We start from the raw sequence: 16650 nt of genomic DNA, 5'->3' as shown, positions 1-16650 counted from the left end.
TTTGGCGAGGCTCAGGAGAGGTTTGCCGAACGTCCTTAAGAGTGCAAAGACTTATGGCAAAGCGTGACTATTACGAAGTATTGGGTGTTGAGCGTGGCTCAAGCGAAGCAGACCTGAAAAAGGCCTACCGTCGCCTGGCGATGAAGCACCACCCGGACCGTAATCCCGATGACAAAGCATCGGAAGACATGTTCAAAGAGGCCAACGAGGCCTACGAAGTACTGTCCGATTCCAGCAAGCGCGCGGCCTACGACCAGTATGGTCATGCCGGTGTCGACCCGAGCATGGGCGGCGGCGGTGCCGGGTTTGGAGGTCAGAACTTCTCCGATATCTTTGGTGATGTCTTCAGTGACTTCTTCGGTGGCGGTGGCGGTCGCGGCGGTGCTCAGCGCGGCAGCGACCTGCGTTACACCCTGGAACTGAATCTGGAAGAAGCGGTGCGCGGTACGACCGTGAATATCCGCGTTCCGACACTGGTCAACTGCAAGCCGTGCGACGGTTCGGGTGCCAAGAAAGGCTCTGCGCCGATCACTTGCCCGACTTGCGGCGGTATCGGCCAGGTGCGCATGCAGCAAGGCTTCTTCTCGGTGCAGCAAACCTGCCCGCGCTGCCATGGTCAGGGCAAGATCATTTCCGATCCGTGCGATTCCTGCCAAGGCCAGGGCCGTGTCGAAGAGTACAAAACCCTCTCGGTGAAGGTGCCGGCCGGTGTCGATACCGGTGATCGCATTCGTCTGTCCGGCGAAGGTGAGGCGGGTGCTCAGGGTGGTCCGACTGGCGACCTGTACGTGGTGATCAATGTGCGCGAGCACGCGATCTTCCAGCGCGACGGCAAGCATCTGTTCTGCGAAGTGCCGATCAGTTTTGTCGATGCTGCGCTGGGTGGCGAGCTGGAGATTCCGACCCTCGATGGTCGAGTCAAACTGAAAATCCCTGAAGGGACTCAGACCGGCAAGCAGTTCCGCGTTCGCGGCAAGGGCGTTGCGCCAGTGCGCGGTGGCGGTGCAGGTGACTTGATGTGCCGTGTGGCGGTCGAAACCCCGGTCAACCTGGGTCGTCGTCAGCGCGAGTTGCTGGAAGAATTCCGCAGCTCCCTGGCGGATGACAACAGCCATTCGCCGAAAACCACCGGTTGGTTCGAAGGCGTGAGGCGCTTCTTTGGCGATTTGTAAGGAGTCGGCATGCGACGTATAGCTGTGATGGGCGCTGCCGGGCGCATGGGCAAGATCCTGGTCGAGGCGGTGCTGCAGCGCGCGCCGCTGACCGGTCTGACGGCAGCCGTCGTACGCCCCGGCAGCACGCTGATTGGCGTGGATGCTGGTGAGTTGGCCTCGCTGGGGCGTATCGGTGTGCCGCTGTCCGGTAATCTGGACTCGGTGGCTGATGAGTTCGACGTGTTGATCGACTTCACGCTCCCAGAGGTCATGTTGAAAAACCTGGCGTTCTGCCGTGAGGCGGGCAAGGCCATGGTGATCGGCACCACGGGATTGGACGCCACGCAGAAGCAGTTGCTGGTCGAGGCGGGCAAGGACATTCCCATTGTGTTCGCGGCCAATTTCAGCGTTGGTGTGAACCTGTCGCTGAAGCTGCTCGATATGGCGGCTCGTGTGTTGGGCGATGAGGCGGATATTGAAATCATCGAGGCTCATCATCGGCACAAGATTGATGCACCTTCAGGTACGGCCCTGCGCATGGGCGAGGTCATTGCAAGCGCCCTGGATCGTGATCTGCAGAAGGTTGCGGTCTATGGTCGTGAAGGCCATACCGGCGCTCGCGAGCGTGAAGCGATAGGCTTTGCCACTGTTCGCGGCGGTGATGTGGTGGGCGATCATACGGTGCTGTTCGCCTGTGAGGGTGAGCGACTGGAGATCACGCATAAAGCCTCTAGTCGCATGACCTTCGCCAAGGGCGCGGTACGTGCTGCGTTGTGGCTGGAGGGTCGTGAGCCAGGTCTTTACGACATGCAAGACGTGCTCGACTTGCGTTAAGATGCACCCGAAACCGGGTTCAAACACAGTGTTTGGGCCCGGTTTTATTACGCCAAGCGACGTCCTGTCGCATTCCCCGGCCTTTAAGGCTCATTGGCGGTAGACCAAAAATGCCTTTTTCTGTAAGCTACAGCTTTAGTGTGTCCACTAAAAGCGCGCAGAATTATTCGGTGAAGAAGCGGGGTGACGTGTCCATACGTCACTCCGCTTTTTTACAACCTGCGATCGCCCTTTCAGGCTTTATTTACGGGAGGTCTTCTTGACTAAGCCAGCCATACTCGCCCTTGCTGATGGCAGCATTTTTCGCGGCGAAGCCATTGGAGCCGACGGTCAAACCGTTGGTGAGGTGGTGTTCAACACCGCCATGACCGGCTATCAGGAAATCCTTACCGATCCTTCCTACGCCCAACAGATCGTTACCCTGACCTACCCGCACATCGGTAACACCGGTACTACTCCGGAAGATGCCGAGTCCGACCGCGTCTGGTCCGCTGGCCTGGTCATCCGTGACCTGCCACTGGTTGCGAGCAACTGGCGTAACACGATGTCTCTGTCCGATTACCTGAAAGCCAACAATGTTGTGGCAATCGCCGGTATCGACACTCGCCGCCTGACGCGCATCCTGCGTGAAAAGGGCGCGCAGAACGGCTGCATCATGGCCGGTGACAATATTTCCGAAGAGGCCGCCATCGCCGCTGCTCAGGGTTTCCCTGGCCTCAAAGGCATGGACCTGGCGAAAGTCGTCAGCACCAAAGAGAAGTACGAGTGGCGCTCGACTGTCTGGGATCTGAAAACCGACAGCCACGCGACTATCGAAGCCTCCGAGCTGCCATACCACGTGGTTGCCTACGACTACGGCGTCAAGCTGAACATCCTGCGCATGCTGGTCGAGCGCGGTTGCCGCGTCACCGTAGTGCCGGCGCAGACCCCGGCCGCTGACGTTCTGGCGATGAAGCCAGACGGCGTGTTCCTGTCCAACGGTCCGGGTGATCCGGAGCCTTGCGACTACGCGATCCAGGCGATCAAGGACGTGCTGGAAACCGAGATTCCGGTCTTCGGTATCTGCCTTGGTCACCAGTTGCTGGCCCTGGCCTCCGGCGCCAAGACCCTGAAAATGGGTCACGGCCATCACGGTGCCAACCACCCGGTCCAGGATCTGGACACCGGCGTTGTGATGATCACCAGCCAGAACCACGGTTTTGCGGTAGACGAAGCGACCTTGCCAGCCAACGTTCGCGCGATTCACAAATCGCTGTTCGACGGCACCCTCCAAGGCATCGAGCGCACCGACAAGAGCGCCTTCAGCTTCCAGGGTCACCCTGAAGCCAGCCCTGGCCCGAACGACGTAGCGCCTCTGTTTGATCGCTTCATCAACGAAATGGCCAAGCGACGCTAATCGCTAGCACTGATGCAGCAAAGCTTGAGGGTGGTCCCGACACCGGCGGCCCCCTCAAGACTTCACAGATTGAACAAGACGGCTTGCCGACTGACCTGCGGATTTGAGTGACAAACCCATGCCAAAACGTACAGACATAAAAAGCATCCTGATTCTCGGCGCTGGCCCGATCGTGATCGGCCAGGCCTGCGAATTCGACTACTCCGGCGCCCAGGCCTGCAAAGCCCTGCGCGAGGAGGGTTACCGCGTCATCCTGGTGAACTCCAACCCAGCGACCATCATGACCGACCCGGACATGGCTGACGCCACGTACATCGAGCCGATCAAGTGGCAGACCGTTGCCAAGATCATCGAGAAAGAGCGTCCGGACGCGCTGCTGCCGACCATGGGCGGCCAGACCGCTCTGAACTGCGCACTGGACCTGGAGCGCGAAGGCGTTCTGGAGAAGTTCGGCGTAGAGATGATCGGCGCCAATGCTGACACCATCGACAAGGCAGAAGACCGTTCGCGCTTCGACAAGGCGATGAAATCCATCGGTCTGGACTGCCCGCGTTCGGGTATCGCCCACAGCATGGAAGAGGCCAACGTAGTCCTCGAGAAGCTTGGCTTCCCGTGCATCATCCGTCCGTCCTTCACCATGGGCGGCACCGGTGGCGGTATCGCTTACAACCGTGAAGAGTTCGAAGAAATCTGCGCCCGCGGCCTCGACCTGTCGCCGACCAAAGAACTGCTGATCGACGAATCCCTGATCGGCTGGAAAGAGTACGAGATGGAGGTTGTCCGCGATAAGAAGGACAACTGCATCATCGTCTGCTCCATCGAAAACTTTGACCCGATGGGCGTGCACACCGGTGACTCGATCACTGTTGCGCCAGCACAGACCCTGACGGACAAGGAATACCAGATCATGCGTAACGCCTCTTTGGCGGTACTGCGTGAGATCGGCGTGGAAACCGGCGGCTCCAACGTTCAGTTTGGCATCTGCCCGGACACTGGCCGTATGGTCGTGATCGAGATGAACCCGCGTGTATCCCGCTCTTCGGCACTGGCCTCGAAAGCCACTGGTTTCCCGATTGCGCGTATCGCTGCCAAGCTGGCGATCGGGTACACCCTGGACGAGCTGCAGAACGAAATCACCGGCGGCGCTACTCCTGCATCCTTCGAGCCGTCCATCGACTACGTCGTGACCAAGCTGCCACGCTTCGCCTTCGAGAAATTCCCGAAAGCCGACGCGCGCCTGACCACTCAAATGAAGTCGGTTGGTGAAGTCATGGCCATCGGCCGGACCTTCCAGGAATCCCTGCAGAAAGCCCTGCGTGGTCTGGAAGTGGGCGTTTGCGGCCTGGACGAGAAGCTCGACCTGAGCAATCCGGAAAGCATGAGCATTCTCAAGCGTGAACTGACCGTGCCGGGTGCCGAGCGTATCTGGTACGTGGCTGACGCGTTCCGCGCCGGTCTGTCGGTCGAAGACATCTTCGGCATGAACATGATCGACCCGTGGTTCTTGGTGCAGATCGAAGATCTGATCAAGGAAGAAGAGAAGGTCAAGACCCTGGGTCTGGCCAGCATCGACCGCAACTTGATGTTCCGTCTCAAGCGCAAAGGCTTCTCCGACATGCGTCTGGCCAAGCTGCTGGGCGTGACCGAGAAGGCTCTGCGTCGCCACCGTCACAAGCTGGAGATCTTCCCGGTCTACAAGCGCGTTGACACCTGCGCGGCCGAGTTTGCCACCGACACCGCTTACCTCTACTCGACGTACGAGGAAGAGTGCGAAGCTGCGCCGTCGGGCCGCGACAAGATCATGATCCTCGGCGGCGGTCCTAACCGTATCGGCCAAGGCATCGAGTTCGACTACTGCTGCGTACACGCAGCACTGGCCCTGCGCGCCGACGGTTACGAGACCATCATGGTCAACTGCAACCCGGAAACCGTTTCCACCGACTACGACACCTCCGATCGCCTGTACTTCGAACCAGTGACCCTGGAAGACGTGCTGGAAATCGTCCGCGTCGAGAAGCCGAAAGGCGTGATCGTCCAGTACGGCGGCCAAACCCCGCTGAAACTGGCGCGTGCCCTGGAAGAAGCTGGCGTGCCGATCATCGGCACCAGTCCTGACGCTATCGACCGTGCCGAAGACCGTGAGCGTTTCCAGCAGATGGTTGAACGCCTGAACCTGCGTCAGCCGCCAAACGCCACTGTGCGCAGCGAAGACGAAGCGATTCGTGCCGCCAGCAAGATCGGTTACCCGCTGGTGGTTCGCCCGTCCTACGTGTTGGGCGGTCGTGCGATGGAAATCGTCTACGAAGAAGAAGAACTCAAGCGCTACCTGCGTGATGCAGTGAAAGTGTCCAACGACAGCCCGGTGCTGCTCGACCACTTCCTCAACTGCGCCATCGAAATGGACGTGGATGCAGTTTGCGACGGCACCGACGTGGTGATCGGCGCGATCATGCAGCACATCGAACAGGCCGGCGTTCACTCCGGTGACTCCGCCTGCTCCCTGCCGCCGTACTCGCTGCCTGCACACATCCAGGACGAGATGCGCGAACAGGTCAAGAAAATGGCCCTGGAGCTGGGTGTTGTCGGCCTGATGAACGTTCAGTTGGCGCTGCAAGGCGAAGACATCTACGTCATCGAAGTGAACCCGCGCGCTTCCCGTACCGTACCGTTCGTGTCCAAGTGCATTGGCGTTTCGCTGGCGATGATCGCGGCTCGCGTGATGGCCGGTAAAACACTGAAGGAAATCGGCTTCACCAAAGAAATCATTCCGAACTTCTACAGCGTGAAAGAGGCGGTATTCCCATTCGCCAAATTCCCTGGTGTGGACCCGATCCTGGGCCCAGAGATGAAGTCCACCGGTGAAGTGATGGGCGTGGGTGACACCTTCGGCGAAGCGTTTGCCAAAGCGCAAATGGGCGCCAGCGAAGTGCTGCCGACTGGCGGTACCGCGTTCATCAGCGTGCGTGATGACGACAAGCCACTGGTTGCAGGCGTGGCCCGTGATTTGATCAACTTGGGCTTCGAAGTGGTCGCCACTGCCGGTACTGCCAAGCTGATCGAGGCCGCAGGCCTGAAAGTGCGTCGCGTGAACAAGGTGACCGAAGGTCGTCCGCACGTGGTCGACATGATCAAGAATGACGAAGTCACCCTGATCATCAACACCACCGAAGGTCGTCAGTCGATCGCTGATTCGTATTCCATTCGTCGTAATGCCTTGCAGCACAAGATCTACTGCACCACCACCATTGCTGCTGGCGAAGCCATCTGCGAAGCGCTGAAGTTCGGTCCCGAGAAGACCGTGCGCCGCTTGCAGGATCTACACGCAGGATTGAAGGCATGATCAAATACCCAATGACCGTGAAGGGCGCAAAAGCCCTGGAAGAAGAACACGCTCACCTGACCAAAGTCGTCCGTCCGAAGCTCAGCCAGGACATCGGTACGGCCCGCGAGTTGGGCGACTTGAAAGAAAACGCCGAATACCACGCTGCTCGCGAGCAGCAAGGTATGGTCGAGGCACGGATCCGCGACATCGAAGGCCGCATGCAGAACGCGGTGATCATTGATGTCACGACCATTCCTCACACCGGCAAAGTGATCTTCGGCACCACCGTTGAAATCGCCAACGTCGAGACTGATGAAAGCGTCACTTACCACATCGTTGGTGAGGATGAGGCTGACTTCAAACTCGGCAAGATTTCGGTGGGTTCGCCACTGGCCCGCGCCTTGATTGCCAAGGAAGAGGGTGATGTGGTTGCCGTGAAAACGCCAGGTGGCGTTATCGAGTACGAGATTGTCGAAGTTCGCCACATCTAAACGCAGGCGCCCGCTCCGTGCGGGCGCCATGCTTTGGCAGCTGACTCAGATGTTGTGGGTTGGCGGCCTGTGGCTGTTACACATCGGGCTGCTGCCGGCGCTGGGCCAGATAGGTCTGGCGCCGCTGCTGATCGACGAAATTGCAGGCATGCTGAATACGCTGATGGTGGGTTTCGCCACAGCGTGTGTGATTTTTCAGGCTTTGGTGCTGATTCAGGCCGAGGGCCTTGCCAGTCTATGGCGCGATATTCGCGGGCAACTGCTGATGATGGCGCTGTATGCGTGTGCGATGTATGGCGCGGTGCGTATCGGCTGGCCGGATGCGGTGCGTTGGCAGGCGTTCAGCTATCTTGTTCTGGGCTTTTCCGGGCTGGTGCTGGTGTTGCAGTCTGTACCGGGATGGAGTGGCAGGGTGCGCGAAGCACACCCTTGACCCTTGCCATCACTTGAAGCGATGGACGTTCGACAGCTGCTTGTTGACGCTGAAGTTCTTGCGGTAAATCAGTGCCATCTTGCCGATGACTTGAACCAGATCCGCTTTACCGACCTTGCAGAGTTCTGCAACGGTCGCCAGGCGCGATTCGCGATCGAGGATGTTGAGCTTGATTTTGATCAGCTCGTGATCCGCCAAAGCGCGTTCAAGTTCGGCTAACACACCTTCAGTCAAACCGTTGTCAGCCACAGTCAAAACTGGTTTCAGATGGTGGCCAATGGATTTGTACTGTTTCTTCTGCTCTTGAGTGAGCGGCATAATCTGACCCTTTCGTCTGGATTCTGTAAAATGGCGGCCATTTTACCCGAGGGTTCGTGGATCCGCCCAATTAATCACGACCCTTATCATCGAGGTGCCCAATGGCGCGTTCCAAGACAAGCCTTGGTTGGCTGAAAAGACATGTCAATGATCCCTATGTGAAACAGGCGCAGAAGGATGGTTACCGCTCGCGTGCGAGTTACAAGCTTCTGGAGGTCCAGGAAAAATACAAGCTGATCCGTCCGGGTATGAGCGTTGTCGACCTGGGTGCGGCGCCCGGCGGCTGGTCGCAGGTCACTAGTCGGCTGATCGGTGGCCAGGGGCGTCTGATCGCCTCGGACATCCTGGAAATGGACAGCATTCCGGACGTGACTTTCATCCAGGGTGACTTCACTCAGGACGAGGTGCTCGCTCAGATCCTTGAAGCCGTGGGTAATTCGCAGGTGGACCTTGTGATTTCCGATATGGCCCCCAATATGAGTGGTACGCCTGAGGTGGACATGCCAAAAGCCATGTTTCTATGTGAGCTGGCTCTTGATCTGGCGGCTCGGATACTCAAGCCGGGTGGTAATTTCGTGATCAAGGTGTTTCAGGGCGAAGGGTTTGATGCTTACGTGAAGGACGCTCGTCAGAAATTCGACAAGGTCCAGATGATCAAGCCGGACTCTTCCCGTGGCAGTTCCCGCGAGCAGTACATGCTGGCTTGGGGCTACCGCGGCCGTAGTGAGTAAATCGAGGTTTTTTTGCGGGTCGATAGGATTTTCGTATTTCGCCCCGTGGGCTTTAGCGAATATTGTGTAGAGAGTGTTTCACAAAGGGTTACAGACGGCGCCTGCCAGAGCCGTAGGTAATGTAGTAAGTTAGACCGGTGAATATCATGCGAAGCGCGCGCCATTAGCGGAGCTTGCTTCAGAGGGTAGTTAATTGAACGATATGGCAAAGAATCTGATCCTGTGGTTGATCATCGCGGCTGTCCTGGTGACAGTGATGAACAACTTCTCCAGCCCTAATGAGCCGCAGACCCTCAACTATTCCGACTTCATCCAGCAGGTCAAGGATGGCAAGGTCGAGCGCGTAGCAGTTGATGGCTATGTAATTACCGGCAAACGCAACGATGGCGACAGCTTCAAGACCATTCGTCCTGCAATTCAGGACAACGGTCTGATCGGCGACCTCGTGGACAACCACGTCGTAGTCGAAGGCAAGCAGCCAGAACAGCAAAGCATCTGGACTCAACTCCTGGTCGCAAGCTTCCCGATCCTGGTGATCATCGCCGTGTTCATGTTCTTCATGCGGCAGATGCAGGGTGGTGCCGGCGGCAAGGGCGGGCCGATGAGCTTCGGCAAGAGCAAGGCACGCCTGCTCTCCGAAGATCAGGTGAAAACCACCTTGGGTGACGTTGCCGGTTGCGACGAAGCCAAGGAAGAAGTCGGTGAACTGGTCGAGTTCCTGCGTGATCCGGGCAAGTTCCAGCGTCTGGGCGGCCGCATTCCACGTGGCGTGCTGATGGTGGGTCCTCCGGGTACCGGTAAAACCTTGCTGGCCAAGGCGATTGCCGGCGAAGCGAAAGTGCCGTTCTTCACCATTTCCGGTTCCGATTTCGTCGAGATGTTCGTCGGTGTCGGTGCCAGTCGTGTTCGTGACATGTTTGAACAGGCCAAGAAACACGCTCCATGCATCATCTTCATCGATGAAATCGACGCCGTCGGTCGTCATCGTGGCGCTGGCATGGGGGGCGGTCACGACGAACGCGAGCAGACGCTCAACCAATTGCTGGTTGAGATGGACGGCTTTGAAATGAATGACGGCATCATCGTCATCGCCGCAACCAACCGTCCCGACGTACTGGACCCGGCATTACTGCGTCCGGGCCGTTTCGACCGTCAGGTTGTCGTCGGTCTGCCGGATATCCGTGGTCGCGAGCAGATTCTCAAAGTTCACATGCGCAAAGTGCCAATGGGTGACGACGTCGCTCCGGCCGTGATCGCTCGTGGTACTCCTGGTTTCTCCGGTGCCGACCTGGCCAACCTGGTGAACGAGGCGTCGTTGTTCGCAGCCCGTACCGGCAAGCGCATCGTCGAAATGAAAGAGTTCGAATTGGCCAAAGACAAGATCATGATGGGTGCCGAGCGCAAATCCATGGTCATGTCCGAGAAAGAGAAGCAGAACACTGCTTACCACGAAGCAGGCCACGCTATTGTTGGCCGCGTGGTGCCTGAGCATGATCCGGTCTACAAGGTGTCGATCATCCCGCGCGGTCGTGCGCTGGGTGTGACGATGTTCCTGCCGGAAGAAGATCGCTACAGCCTGTCCAAGCGTGCGTTGATCAGCCAGATCTGCTCGTTGTACGGCGGCCGTATTGCCGAAGAAATGACCTTGGGCTTCGACGGCGTCACAACCGGTGCGTCAAACGACATCATGCGTGCCAGCCAGATTGCACGGAACATGGTGACCAAGTGGGGCTTGTCGGAAAAACTCGGCCCGTTGATGTACGCCGAAGAAGAGGGCGAAGTGTTCCTCGGTCGCGGCGGTGGTGGTCAGGGTGCAAGCTTCTCCGGTGAGACAGCCAAGCTGATCGATTCCGAAGTGCGCAGCATCATTGATCAGTGCTACGGCACGGCCAAGCAGATCCTTACGGATAACCGTGACAAGCTCGACGCTATGGCTGATGCCTTGATGAAGTACGAAACGATCGATGCCGATCAGATCGACGACATCATGGCGGGTCGTACACCTCGAGAGCCTCGCGACTGGTCAGGAGACAGCACCGGTACTTCCGGAACACCTCCGGCGGCGCAGGGTGAGCGTCCGGAGACACCTATCGGCGGTCCGGCTGCTGACGTTTAAGGTTTGAAATGACTTCTGTTCTGTCCTCGACCCGGTTGCCTTGCGGCAACCGGGTTCTTGATTTGTCCCGGACGCATGTCATGGGCATTCTCAATGTCACTCCCGATTCCTTCTCTGATGGCGGCCAATACCGCCAGCTCGAAGCGGCCTTGCGTCATGCTGAGGCTATGGTGGCGGCGGGCGCGACTCTTATCGACGTCGGTGGCGAATCGACCCGGCCTGGCGCCAGGACGGTTTCACCGCTGGAAGAGCTGGAGCGCGTAGCGCCCATCGTCGAGCGAATTCATCGTGAACTGGATGTGATTATCTCGGTCGATACATCCACGCCAGCCGTCATGCGCGAAACCGCACGACTTGGGGCTGGATTGATCAATGACGTGCGCTCGTTGCGGCGCGATGGCGCTCTGGATGCGGCTGCGGCCACGGGTCTGCCGGTCTGTCTGATGCATATGCTCGGTGAGCCAGGCGACATGCAGGACGATCCACAGTATCAGGACGTCACGCAAGAGGTGGGCGAGTTTCTCGCCGAACGGATGGCACAGTGTGCGTCGGTGGGGATCCCGGCTGAGCGGATCATTCTTGATCCGGGTTTCGGCTTCGCGAAAACCTTGCAGCACAATCTAAGCTTATTCAAACATATGGAGGCCCTGCATGCCTTGGGGCGGCCTCTGTTGGTCGGGGTTTCGCGAAAAAGCATGATAGGTCAGGCCTTGATTCGTCCGGTTGGAGAGCGTCTGTATGGTGGTTTGGCGCTTGCGGCGCTGGCTTCGGTCAAGGGTGCGCGTATATTGCGCGTCCATGATGTGGCTGAAACTGTCGATGTGGTGCGAATGATCACCGCAGTGGAATCAGCCGAATAAACGATGGAGTACTTATGACTAAAAAATACTTTGGCACCGACGGCATTCGTGGTCGGGTCGGTGAGTACCCGATTACTCCTGACTTTATGCTCAAGCTCGGCTGGGCTGCAGGCATGGCGTTCCGCAAAATGGGCGCTTGCAAGGTGTTGGTAGGCAAGGACACCCGGATCTCCGGCTATATGTTCGAATCGGCGCTCGAGGCCGGACTTACGTCGGCAGGTGCCGATGTCATGCTCCTGGGTCCGATGCCGACACCGGCCATCGCCTACCTGACACGTACCTTCCATGCCGAAGCGGGCATCGTGATCAGTGCCTCGCACAACCCTCACGACGACAACGGCATCAAGTTTTTCTCCGGAAAGGGCACCAAGCTTCCGGATGAAGTCGAGCTGATGATCGAAGAATTACTCGATACCCCGATGACCGTGGTTGAGTCGAGCAAGATCGGCAAGGTGTCGCGAATCAACGATGCCTCGGGTCGTTATATTGAATTCTGCAAGAGCAGCGTCCCGACAGGCACCAGCTTCGCGGGCCTGAAAATCGTGATCGATTGTGCTCACGGTGCGACCTACAAGGTGGCGCCTAGTGTATTCCGTGAGCTGGGGGCCGATGTCGTTGTACTTTCTGCTCATCCTAACGGCCTGAATATCAATGAAAATTGCGGTTCGACCCATATGGGGCCGCTGCAAGCTGCCGTATTGGCCGAGCATGCTGATTTGGGTATCGCCTTTGACGGTGACGGTGACCGGGTTCAGATGGTTGACCATACCGGTACTGTTGTCGACGGTGATGAGTTGCTGTTCATCATTGCTCGTGATCTGCATGAGCGCGACAAATTGCAGGGCGGAGTAGTCGGTACGTTGATGAGTAACCTGGGGCTGGAGTTGGCCCTGGCGGATCTGTCGATTCCATTTGTGCGCGCCAACGTCGGTGACCGTTACGTGATCGCTGACCTGCTGGAGCGCAACTGGCTCGTAGGTGGTGAAAACTCAGGGCATATTGTCTGCTTCAATCACACCACGACGGGTGACGCGATTATTGCTGCGCTGCAGGTGCTGATGGCGCTGAAGCGTCGCTCCGAGGGTCTGGCTCAAGCCCGTCAGGCGTTGCGCAAATGCCCTCAAGTGCTGATCAACGTGCGTTTCAGCGGTGGTGCGAGCCCGCTTGATCATTCCTCTGTCAAGGAGGCCAGCGAACGCGTTACCAAGGCTATGGCCGGTCGCGGGCGCGTGCTGCTGCGCAAGTCCGGGACGGAGCCGCTGGTGCGGGTCATGGTCGAAGGCGAGGACGAAATACAGGTTCGCGGGTACGCCGAAGAGCTGGCAAAACTGGTTACTGAAGTTTCTGCCTGAATTCGGCTTGCCAGCCATGATTGTGTTGGGTAACATCTGCGCCCACTTTGACCGACGAGGTACAGCATGCGTCGCCCTATGGTAGCTGGTAACTGGAAGATGCACGGTACCCGCGCCAGCGTCGCTGAGCTGATCAATGGCCTTCGTCATCTGGCCTTGCCGAGCGGTGTTGATGTAGCGGTATTCCCGCCTTGCTTGCATATCAATCAAGTGATTGATGGCTTGAAGGAAATGTCGATTTCGGTCGGCGCGCAGAACTCTGCGGTGGAATCCATGCAAGGTGCGCTGACCGGTGAAGTCGCGCCGAGTCAGTTGGTAGATGCAGGCTGTTCCCTGGTACTTGTCGGGCACTCCGAGCGCCGCCAGATTATGGGCGAGCAGGACGGTATGCTGATTCGCAAGTTCGCGGCGGCACAGGCATGTGGCTTGATTCCGGTGTTGTGCATAGGGGAAACCCTTGAGCAGCGTGAAGCCGGTAAAACTCTGGAGGTTGTCGGGCGTCAGCTGGGCAGTATCATAGAGGAGTTGGGTGTTGGTGCCTTTGCAAAGGCAGTAATCGCTTACGAGCCGGTCTGGGCCATTGGTACTGGGCTGACTGCTTCGCCGCAACAGGCGCAGGATGTGCACGCAGCCATTCGCGCTCAGTTGGCGGCAGAGAATTCTGAAGTCGCACAAGGTGTGCGGCTTCTATACGGCGGCAGCGTGAAGGCGGCCAATGCGGTCGAACTGTTCGGCATGCCGGATATCGATGGGGGGCTCATTGGTGGAGCTTCCCTGAATGCAGATGAGTTCGGTGCGATCTGTCGCGCCGCGGGAAACTGAAAAAATGCTGGAAACAGTCGTAGTCGTTTTTCATCTGCTGGGTGCATTGGGCGTAGTTGCTCTGGTATTGCTGCAGCAGGGTAAAGGTGCGGATGCTGGCGCGTCTTTCGGAGCAGGTGCTTCAAATACTGTGTTCGGAAGCCAAGGTTCCTCTACCTTTCTTAGTAAGTTTACTGCTATACTTGCCGCCGGTTTCTTCATAACCAGCTTAGGGTTAGGTTACTTTGCTAAAGAGAAGGCTCACCAGCTGACTCAAGTAGGTTTGCCAAATCCAGCAGTGTTGGAAGTTCCAAAGCAACAACCGGCTTCTGATGATGTACCGGTGCTTCAAGAGCAAAAGTCGGCTACTCCAGCGACTGACGTACCTCCAGCTCAAGAGCAAAAGTAAGAAGGGTTTCAAACGTAGTATTGCCGAGGTGGTGGAATTGGTAGACACGCAACCTTGAGGTGGTTGTGCCCATAGGGTGTAGGGGTTCGAGTCCCCTTCTCGGTACCAATTATCAGGAAAGCCCGCTGTTGCGGGCTTTCTTGTAGGTGGAAGGTTACATTGACCCTGTCAGGGATCGGTCGTATACTTCCGCCCCAGCTTTGTCGCGGGGTGGAGCAGTCTGGTAGCTCGTCGGGCTCATAACCCGAAGGTCGTCGGTTCAAATCCGGCCCCCGCAACCAGTTTAAGGAGCCCCTTTTAAGGGGCTTTTTGTTAGCTGGACACTTTCAACGCCGCTGTTCGACGGCGTTTCAAGGATGGGCGTTTCGCCCATTTTTTTATTTTGCACAGCATGCACATACATGCACGAGGGGGTTCAGGTGTCGAGCAAGCTAGAAGAGTTGCAGGCCTTGCTGGCCCCGGTGGTCGTGGCCCTAGGCTATGAATGCTGGGGTATTGAGTTTTCGGCTCAAGGTCGCCACTCAATGTTGCGCGTTTATATTGATAAAGAGGGCGGCGTGCTGGTGGACGATTGTGCCATCGTCAGCCGTCAGATCAGCGGTGTTCTGGATGTTGAAGATCCAATCGCCGTTGAATACACCCTTGAAGTTTCCTCGCCTGGCATGGAACGCCCACTGTTCACTATTGAGCAGTTTGCAAAATTTGCCGGTGAACAAGTGAAGATCAAGCTGCGCTCGCCTTTTGAAGGCCGACGCAACTTTCAGGGCCTTCTGCGCGGTGTAGAAGAGCAGGACGTCGTGGTGCAGGTAGAAGACCATGAGTTCCTGTTGCCGATCGATATGATCGACAAGGCCAACATTATTCCCAGTTTTGACTGAGACGCGGATCCCGCGGATCCAATGGCTTGCGAAAGGCGAGGCGTACGATGAGCAAAGAAGTACTGCTGGTTGTTGAGTCGGTATCCAATGAAAAGGGCGTACCGGCAAACGTAATTTTTGAAGCGCTGGAGCTGGCCCTGGCCACTGCTACCAAAAAGCGGTTCGAGGACGAAGTCGATCTGCGTGTGGAAATCAATCGCCACACGGGTGCTTACGAGACATTCCGTCGCTGGACGGTCGTCGAAGAAGCAGACCTGGACGATCCGGCCATCGAAACCTGGCCGAGCAAGGTTGCCGAAACGCATCCGGGTGCTCAGGTCGGTGATGTAGTCGAAGAAAAGATCGAATCCATTGAGTTCGGCCGCATCGCTGCACAGACTGCCAAGCAAGTCATCGTGCAGAAAGTTCGCGAAGCCGAGCGTGCTCAAGTCGTTGACGCCTATCGCGAACGCCTGGGGGAAATCATCTCCGGCACCGTGAAGAAAGTGACCCGCGACAATGTGATCGTCGACCTGGGCAACAACGCTGAAGCGTTGCTGGCTCGCGAAGACATCATCTCTCGCGAAACCTTCCGTGTTGGCGTGCGTCTGCGTGCGCTGCTCAAGGAAATCCGCACCGAGAACCGCGGCCCGCAGTTGATCCTGTCGCGTACCGCGCCGGAAATGCTGATCGAATTGTTCCGCATCGAAGTGCCGGAAATCGCTGAAGGCTTGATCGAAGTAATGGCAGCGTCCCGTGACCCGGGTTCGCGTGCCAAGATCGCGGTCCGCTCCAAGGACAAACGCATCGACCCGCAAGGCGCTTGCATCGGTATGCGCGGTTCGCGCGTCCAGGCAGTGTCGGGTGAGTTGGGTGGCGAACGTGTGGACATCGTCCTGTGGGACGATAACCCGGCTCAGTTCGTGATCAATGCAATGTCGCCGGCTGAAGTGGCGGCAATTATCGTTGACGAAGATGCCCATGCAATGGACATCGCCGTTGGCGCAGACAATCTGGCTCAGGCCATCGGTCGCGGAGGTCAGAACGTGCGTCTGGCTAGCCAGTTGACTGGCTGGACCCTGAACGTGATGACCGAATCGGACATCCAGGCTAAGCAGCAAGCAGAAACCGGCGACATCCTGCGCAACTTCATCGACGAGCTGGAAGTCGACGAAGACCTGGCACAGGTGCTGGTAGATGAAGGCTTCACCAGCCTGGAAGAGATTGCCTACGTACCGTTGGAAGAAATGCTCAACATCGACGGCTTTGACGAAGAAACCGTCAACGAGCTTCGCGCTCGCGCCAAGGATCGTTTGTTGACCAAAGCCATCGCTACTGAGGAAAAGCTGGCAGACGCCCATCCGGCCGAAGACCTGCTCTCGCTTGAGGGTATGGACAAGGATTTGGCGATGGAACTGGCGGTGCGCGGCGTAATTACCCGCGAAGACCTGGCCGAGCAGTCTATTGACGATCTGCTCGACATCGACGGCATTGACGATGATCGTGCCGGCAAGTTGATCATGGCCGCCCGAGCCCACTGGTTCGAGTAATTAGGCGCGGCCTGAGGAGAGAAGTG

The 16650-nt window shown here is 57.7% G+C and carries 15 protein-coding genes and 2 tRNA genes; 16 read left to right on the top strand and 1 reads right to left on the bottom strand.

Features of this window, described 5'->3' with window-relative positions:
* The first annotated feature begins 53 nt into the window (after nt 1-53).
* From dnaJ to ACYZTX_RS26465, 6 genes are all read left to right on the top strand, one after another.
* Nucleotides 54-1172 carry a molecular chaperone DnaJ gene (dnaJ, locus tag ACYZTX_RS26490; protein ID WP_462036505.1) on the top strand — a complete coding sequence of 373 codons (1119 nt, stop codon included), beginning with the start codon at nt 54-56 and terminating at the stop codon, nt 1170-1172.
* Nucleotides 1173-1181: 9 nt separating this feature from the next.
* Nucleotides 1182-1988, top strand: a complete 807-nt coding sequence (gene dapB / locus ACYZTX_RS26485) for a 4-hydroxy-tetrahydrodipicolinate reductase (RefSeq protein ID WP_462036504.1) — start codon at nt 1182-1184, stop codon at nt 1986-1988.
* Between the two features lie 259 nt (nt 1989-2247).
* Nucleotides 2248-3384, top strand: a complete 1137-nt coding sequence (gene carA / locus ACYZTX_RS26480; protein WP_462036503.1) for a glutamine-hydrolyzing carbamoyl-phosphate synthase small subunit — start codon at nt 2248-2250, stop codon at nt 3382-3384.
* A gap of 118 nt (nt 3385-3502) precedes the next feature.
* Nucleotides 3503-6724 (top strand): carbamoyl-phosphate synthase large subunit, encoded by a 3222-nt coding sequence (carB, locus tag ACYZTX_RS26475; protein WP_462036502.1) that lies wholly within the window; start codon nt 3503-3505, stop codon nt 6722-6724.
* On the top strand, nt 6721-7197 hold the full coding sequence (greA, locus tag ACYZTX_RS26470) for a transcription elongation factor GreA (RefSeq protein WP_046045786.1): 477 nt from the start codon (nt 6721-6723) through the stop codon (nt 7195-7197). The genes carB and greA overlap by 4 nt, the downstream gene beginning before the upstream one ends.
* A gap of 28 nt (nt 7198-7225) precedes the next feature.
* Entirely contained in the window at nt 7226-7630 is a 405-nt protein-coding gene (locus tag ACYZTX_RS26465) for an MFS transporter (RefSeq protein ID WP_462037114.1), read from the top strand.
* Nucleotides 7631-7639: 9 nt separating this feature from the next.
* Here the strand turns inward: ACYZTX_RS26465 and ACYZTX_RS26460 are convergent, their stop codons facing one another.
* Nucleotides 7640-7948: a YhbY family RNA-binding protein gene (locus ACYZTX_RS26460; protein ID WP_462036501.1), complete on the bottom strand. Its 309-nt coding sequence runs from the start codon at nt 7946-7948 to the stop codon at nt 7640-7642.
* A 101-nt stretch (nt 7949-8049) separates the two neighbouring features.
* On the opposite strand from ACYZTX_RS26460, the gene rlmE reads away from it, so the two are divergent.
* From rlmE to nusA, 10 genes are all read left to right on the top strand, one after another.
* Nucleotides 8050-8679, top strand: coding sequence for a 23S rRNA (uridine(2552)-2'-O)-methyltransferase RlmE (gene rlmE / locus ACYZTX_RS26455; RefSeq protein ID WP_007900501.1), 630 nt, complete (start codon nt 8050-8052; stop codon nt 8677-8679).
* 202 nt (nt 8680-8881) lie between these two features.
* The gene (gene ftsH / locus ACYZTX_RS26450) at nt 8882-10795 is read left to right on the top strand and encodes an ATP-dependent zinc metalloprotease FtsH (protein WP_462036500.1); all 1914 of its coding nucleotides are present in this window, start codon (nt 8882-8884) and stop codon (nt 10793-10795) included.
* A gap of 8 nt (nt 10796-10803) precedes the next feature.
* Nucleotides 10804-11655, top strand: a complete 852-nt coding sequence (gene folP / locus ACYZTX_RS26445) for a dihydropteroate synthase (protein WP_462036499.1) — start codon at nt 10804-10806, stop codon at nt 11653-11655.
* A gap of 14 nt (nt 11656-11669) precedes the next feature.
* Complete coding sequence (glmM, locus tag ACYZTX_RS26440; protein ID WP_462036498.1) at nt 11670-13007, top strand: phosphoglucosamine mutase; 1338 nt, start codon at nt 11670-11672, stop codon at nt 13005-13007.
* Nucleotides 13008-13073: 66 nt separating this feature from the next.
* Nucleotides 13074-13829: a triose-phosphate isomerase gene (gene tpiA / locus ACYZTX_RS26435; RefSeq protein ID WP_462036497.1), complete on the top strand. Its 756-nt coding sequence runs from the start codon at nt 13074-13076 to the stop codon at nt 13827-13829.
* A 4-nt stretch (nt 13830-13833) separates the two neighbouring features.
* Complete coding sequence (gene secG / locus ACYZTX_RS26430; protein WP_017336473.1) at nt 13834-14217, top strand: preprotein translocase subunit SecG; 384 nt, start codon at nt 13834-13836, stop codon at nt 14215-14217.
* 22 nt (nt 14218-14239) lie between these two features.
* Nucleotides 14240-14325: transfer RNA gene (locus ACYZTX_RS26425), tRNA-Leu, on the top strand.
* Between the two features lie 96 nt (nt 14326-14421).
* A tRNA-Met gene (locus ACYZTX_RS26420) sits at nt 14422-14498 on the top strand.
* A 138-nt stretch (nt 14499-14636) separates the two neighbouring features.
* Complete coding sequence (gene rimP, locus ACYZTX_RS26415) at nt 14637-15095, top strand: ribosome maturation factor RimP (RefSeq protein ID WP_010463487.1); 459 nt, start codon at nt 14637-14639, stop codon at nt 15093-15095.
* Nucleotides 15096-15142: 47 nt separating this feature from the next.
* On the top strand, nt 15143-16624 hold the full coding sequence (gene nusA / locus ACYZTX_RS26410) for a transcription termination factor NusA (protein WP_008024459.1): 1482 nt from the start codon (nt 15143-15145) through the stop codon (nt 16622-16624).
* Nucleotides 16625-16650: the final 26 nt, after the last annotated feature.

Source organism: Pseudomonas sp. MDT1-17 (assembly GCF_054898105.1).
The sequence above is the reverse complement of the archived record's forward strand: the minus strand, read 5'-3'. Positions and strand labels throughout refer to the sequence as shown.

Coding starts and splice junctions, on each gene's coding strand:
- dnaJ (WP_462036505.1), top strand. CDS start 54: ATGGCAAAGCGTGACTATTACGAAGTATTGGGTGTTGAGCGTGGCTCA.
- dapB (WP_462036504.1), top strand. CDS start 1,182: ATGCGACGTATAGCTGTGATGGGCGCTGCCGGGCGCATGGGCAAGATC.
- carB (WP_462036502.1), top strand. CDS start 3,503: ATGCCAAAACGTACAGACATAAAAAGCATCCTGATTCTCGGCGCTGGC.
- greA (WP_046045786.1), top strand. CDS start 6,721: ATGATCAAATACCCAATGACCGTGAAGGGCGCAAAAGCCCTGGAAGAA.
- ACYZTX_RS26465 (WP_462037114.1), top strand. CDS start 7,226: ATGCTTTGGCAGCTGACTCAGATGTTGTGGGTTGGCGGCCTGTGGCTG.
- ACYZTX_RS26460 (WP_462036501.1), bottom strand. CDS start 7,948: ATGCCGCTCACTCAAGAGCAGAAGAAACAGTACAAATCCATTGGCCAC.
- rlmE (WP_007900501.1), top strand. CDS start 8,050: ATGGCGCGTTCCAAGACAAGCCTTGGTTGGCTGAAAAGACATGTCAAT.
- ftsH (WP_462036500.1), top strand. CDS start 8,882: ATGGCAAAGAATCTGATCCTGTGGTTGATCATCGCGGCTGTCCTGGTG.
- folP (WP_462036499.1), top strand. CDS start 10,804: ATGACTTCTGTTCTGTCCTCGACCCGGTTGCCTTGCGGCAACCGGGTT.
- glmM (WP_462036498.1), top strand. CDS start 11,670: ATGACTAAAAAATACTTTGGCACCGACGGCATTCGTGGTCGGGTCGGT.
- tpiA (WP_462036497.1), top strand. CDS start 13,074: ATGCGTCGCCCTATGGTAGCTGGTAACTGGAAGATGCACGGTACCCGC.
- secG (WP_017336473.1), top strand. CDS start 13,834: ATGCTGGAAACAGTCGTAGTCGTTTTTCATCTGCTGGGTGCATTGGGC.
- nusA (WP_008024459.1), top strand. CDS start 15,143: ATGAGCAAAGAAGTACTGCTGGTTGTTGAGTCGGTATCCAATGAAAAG.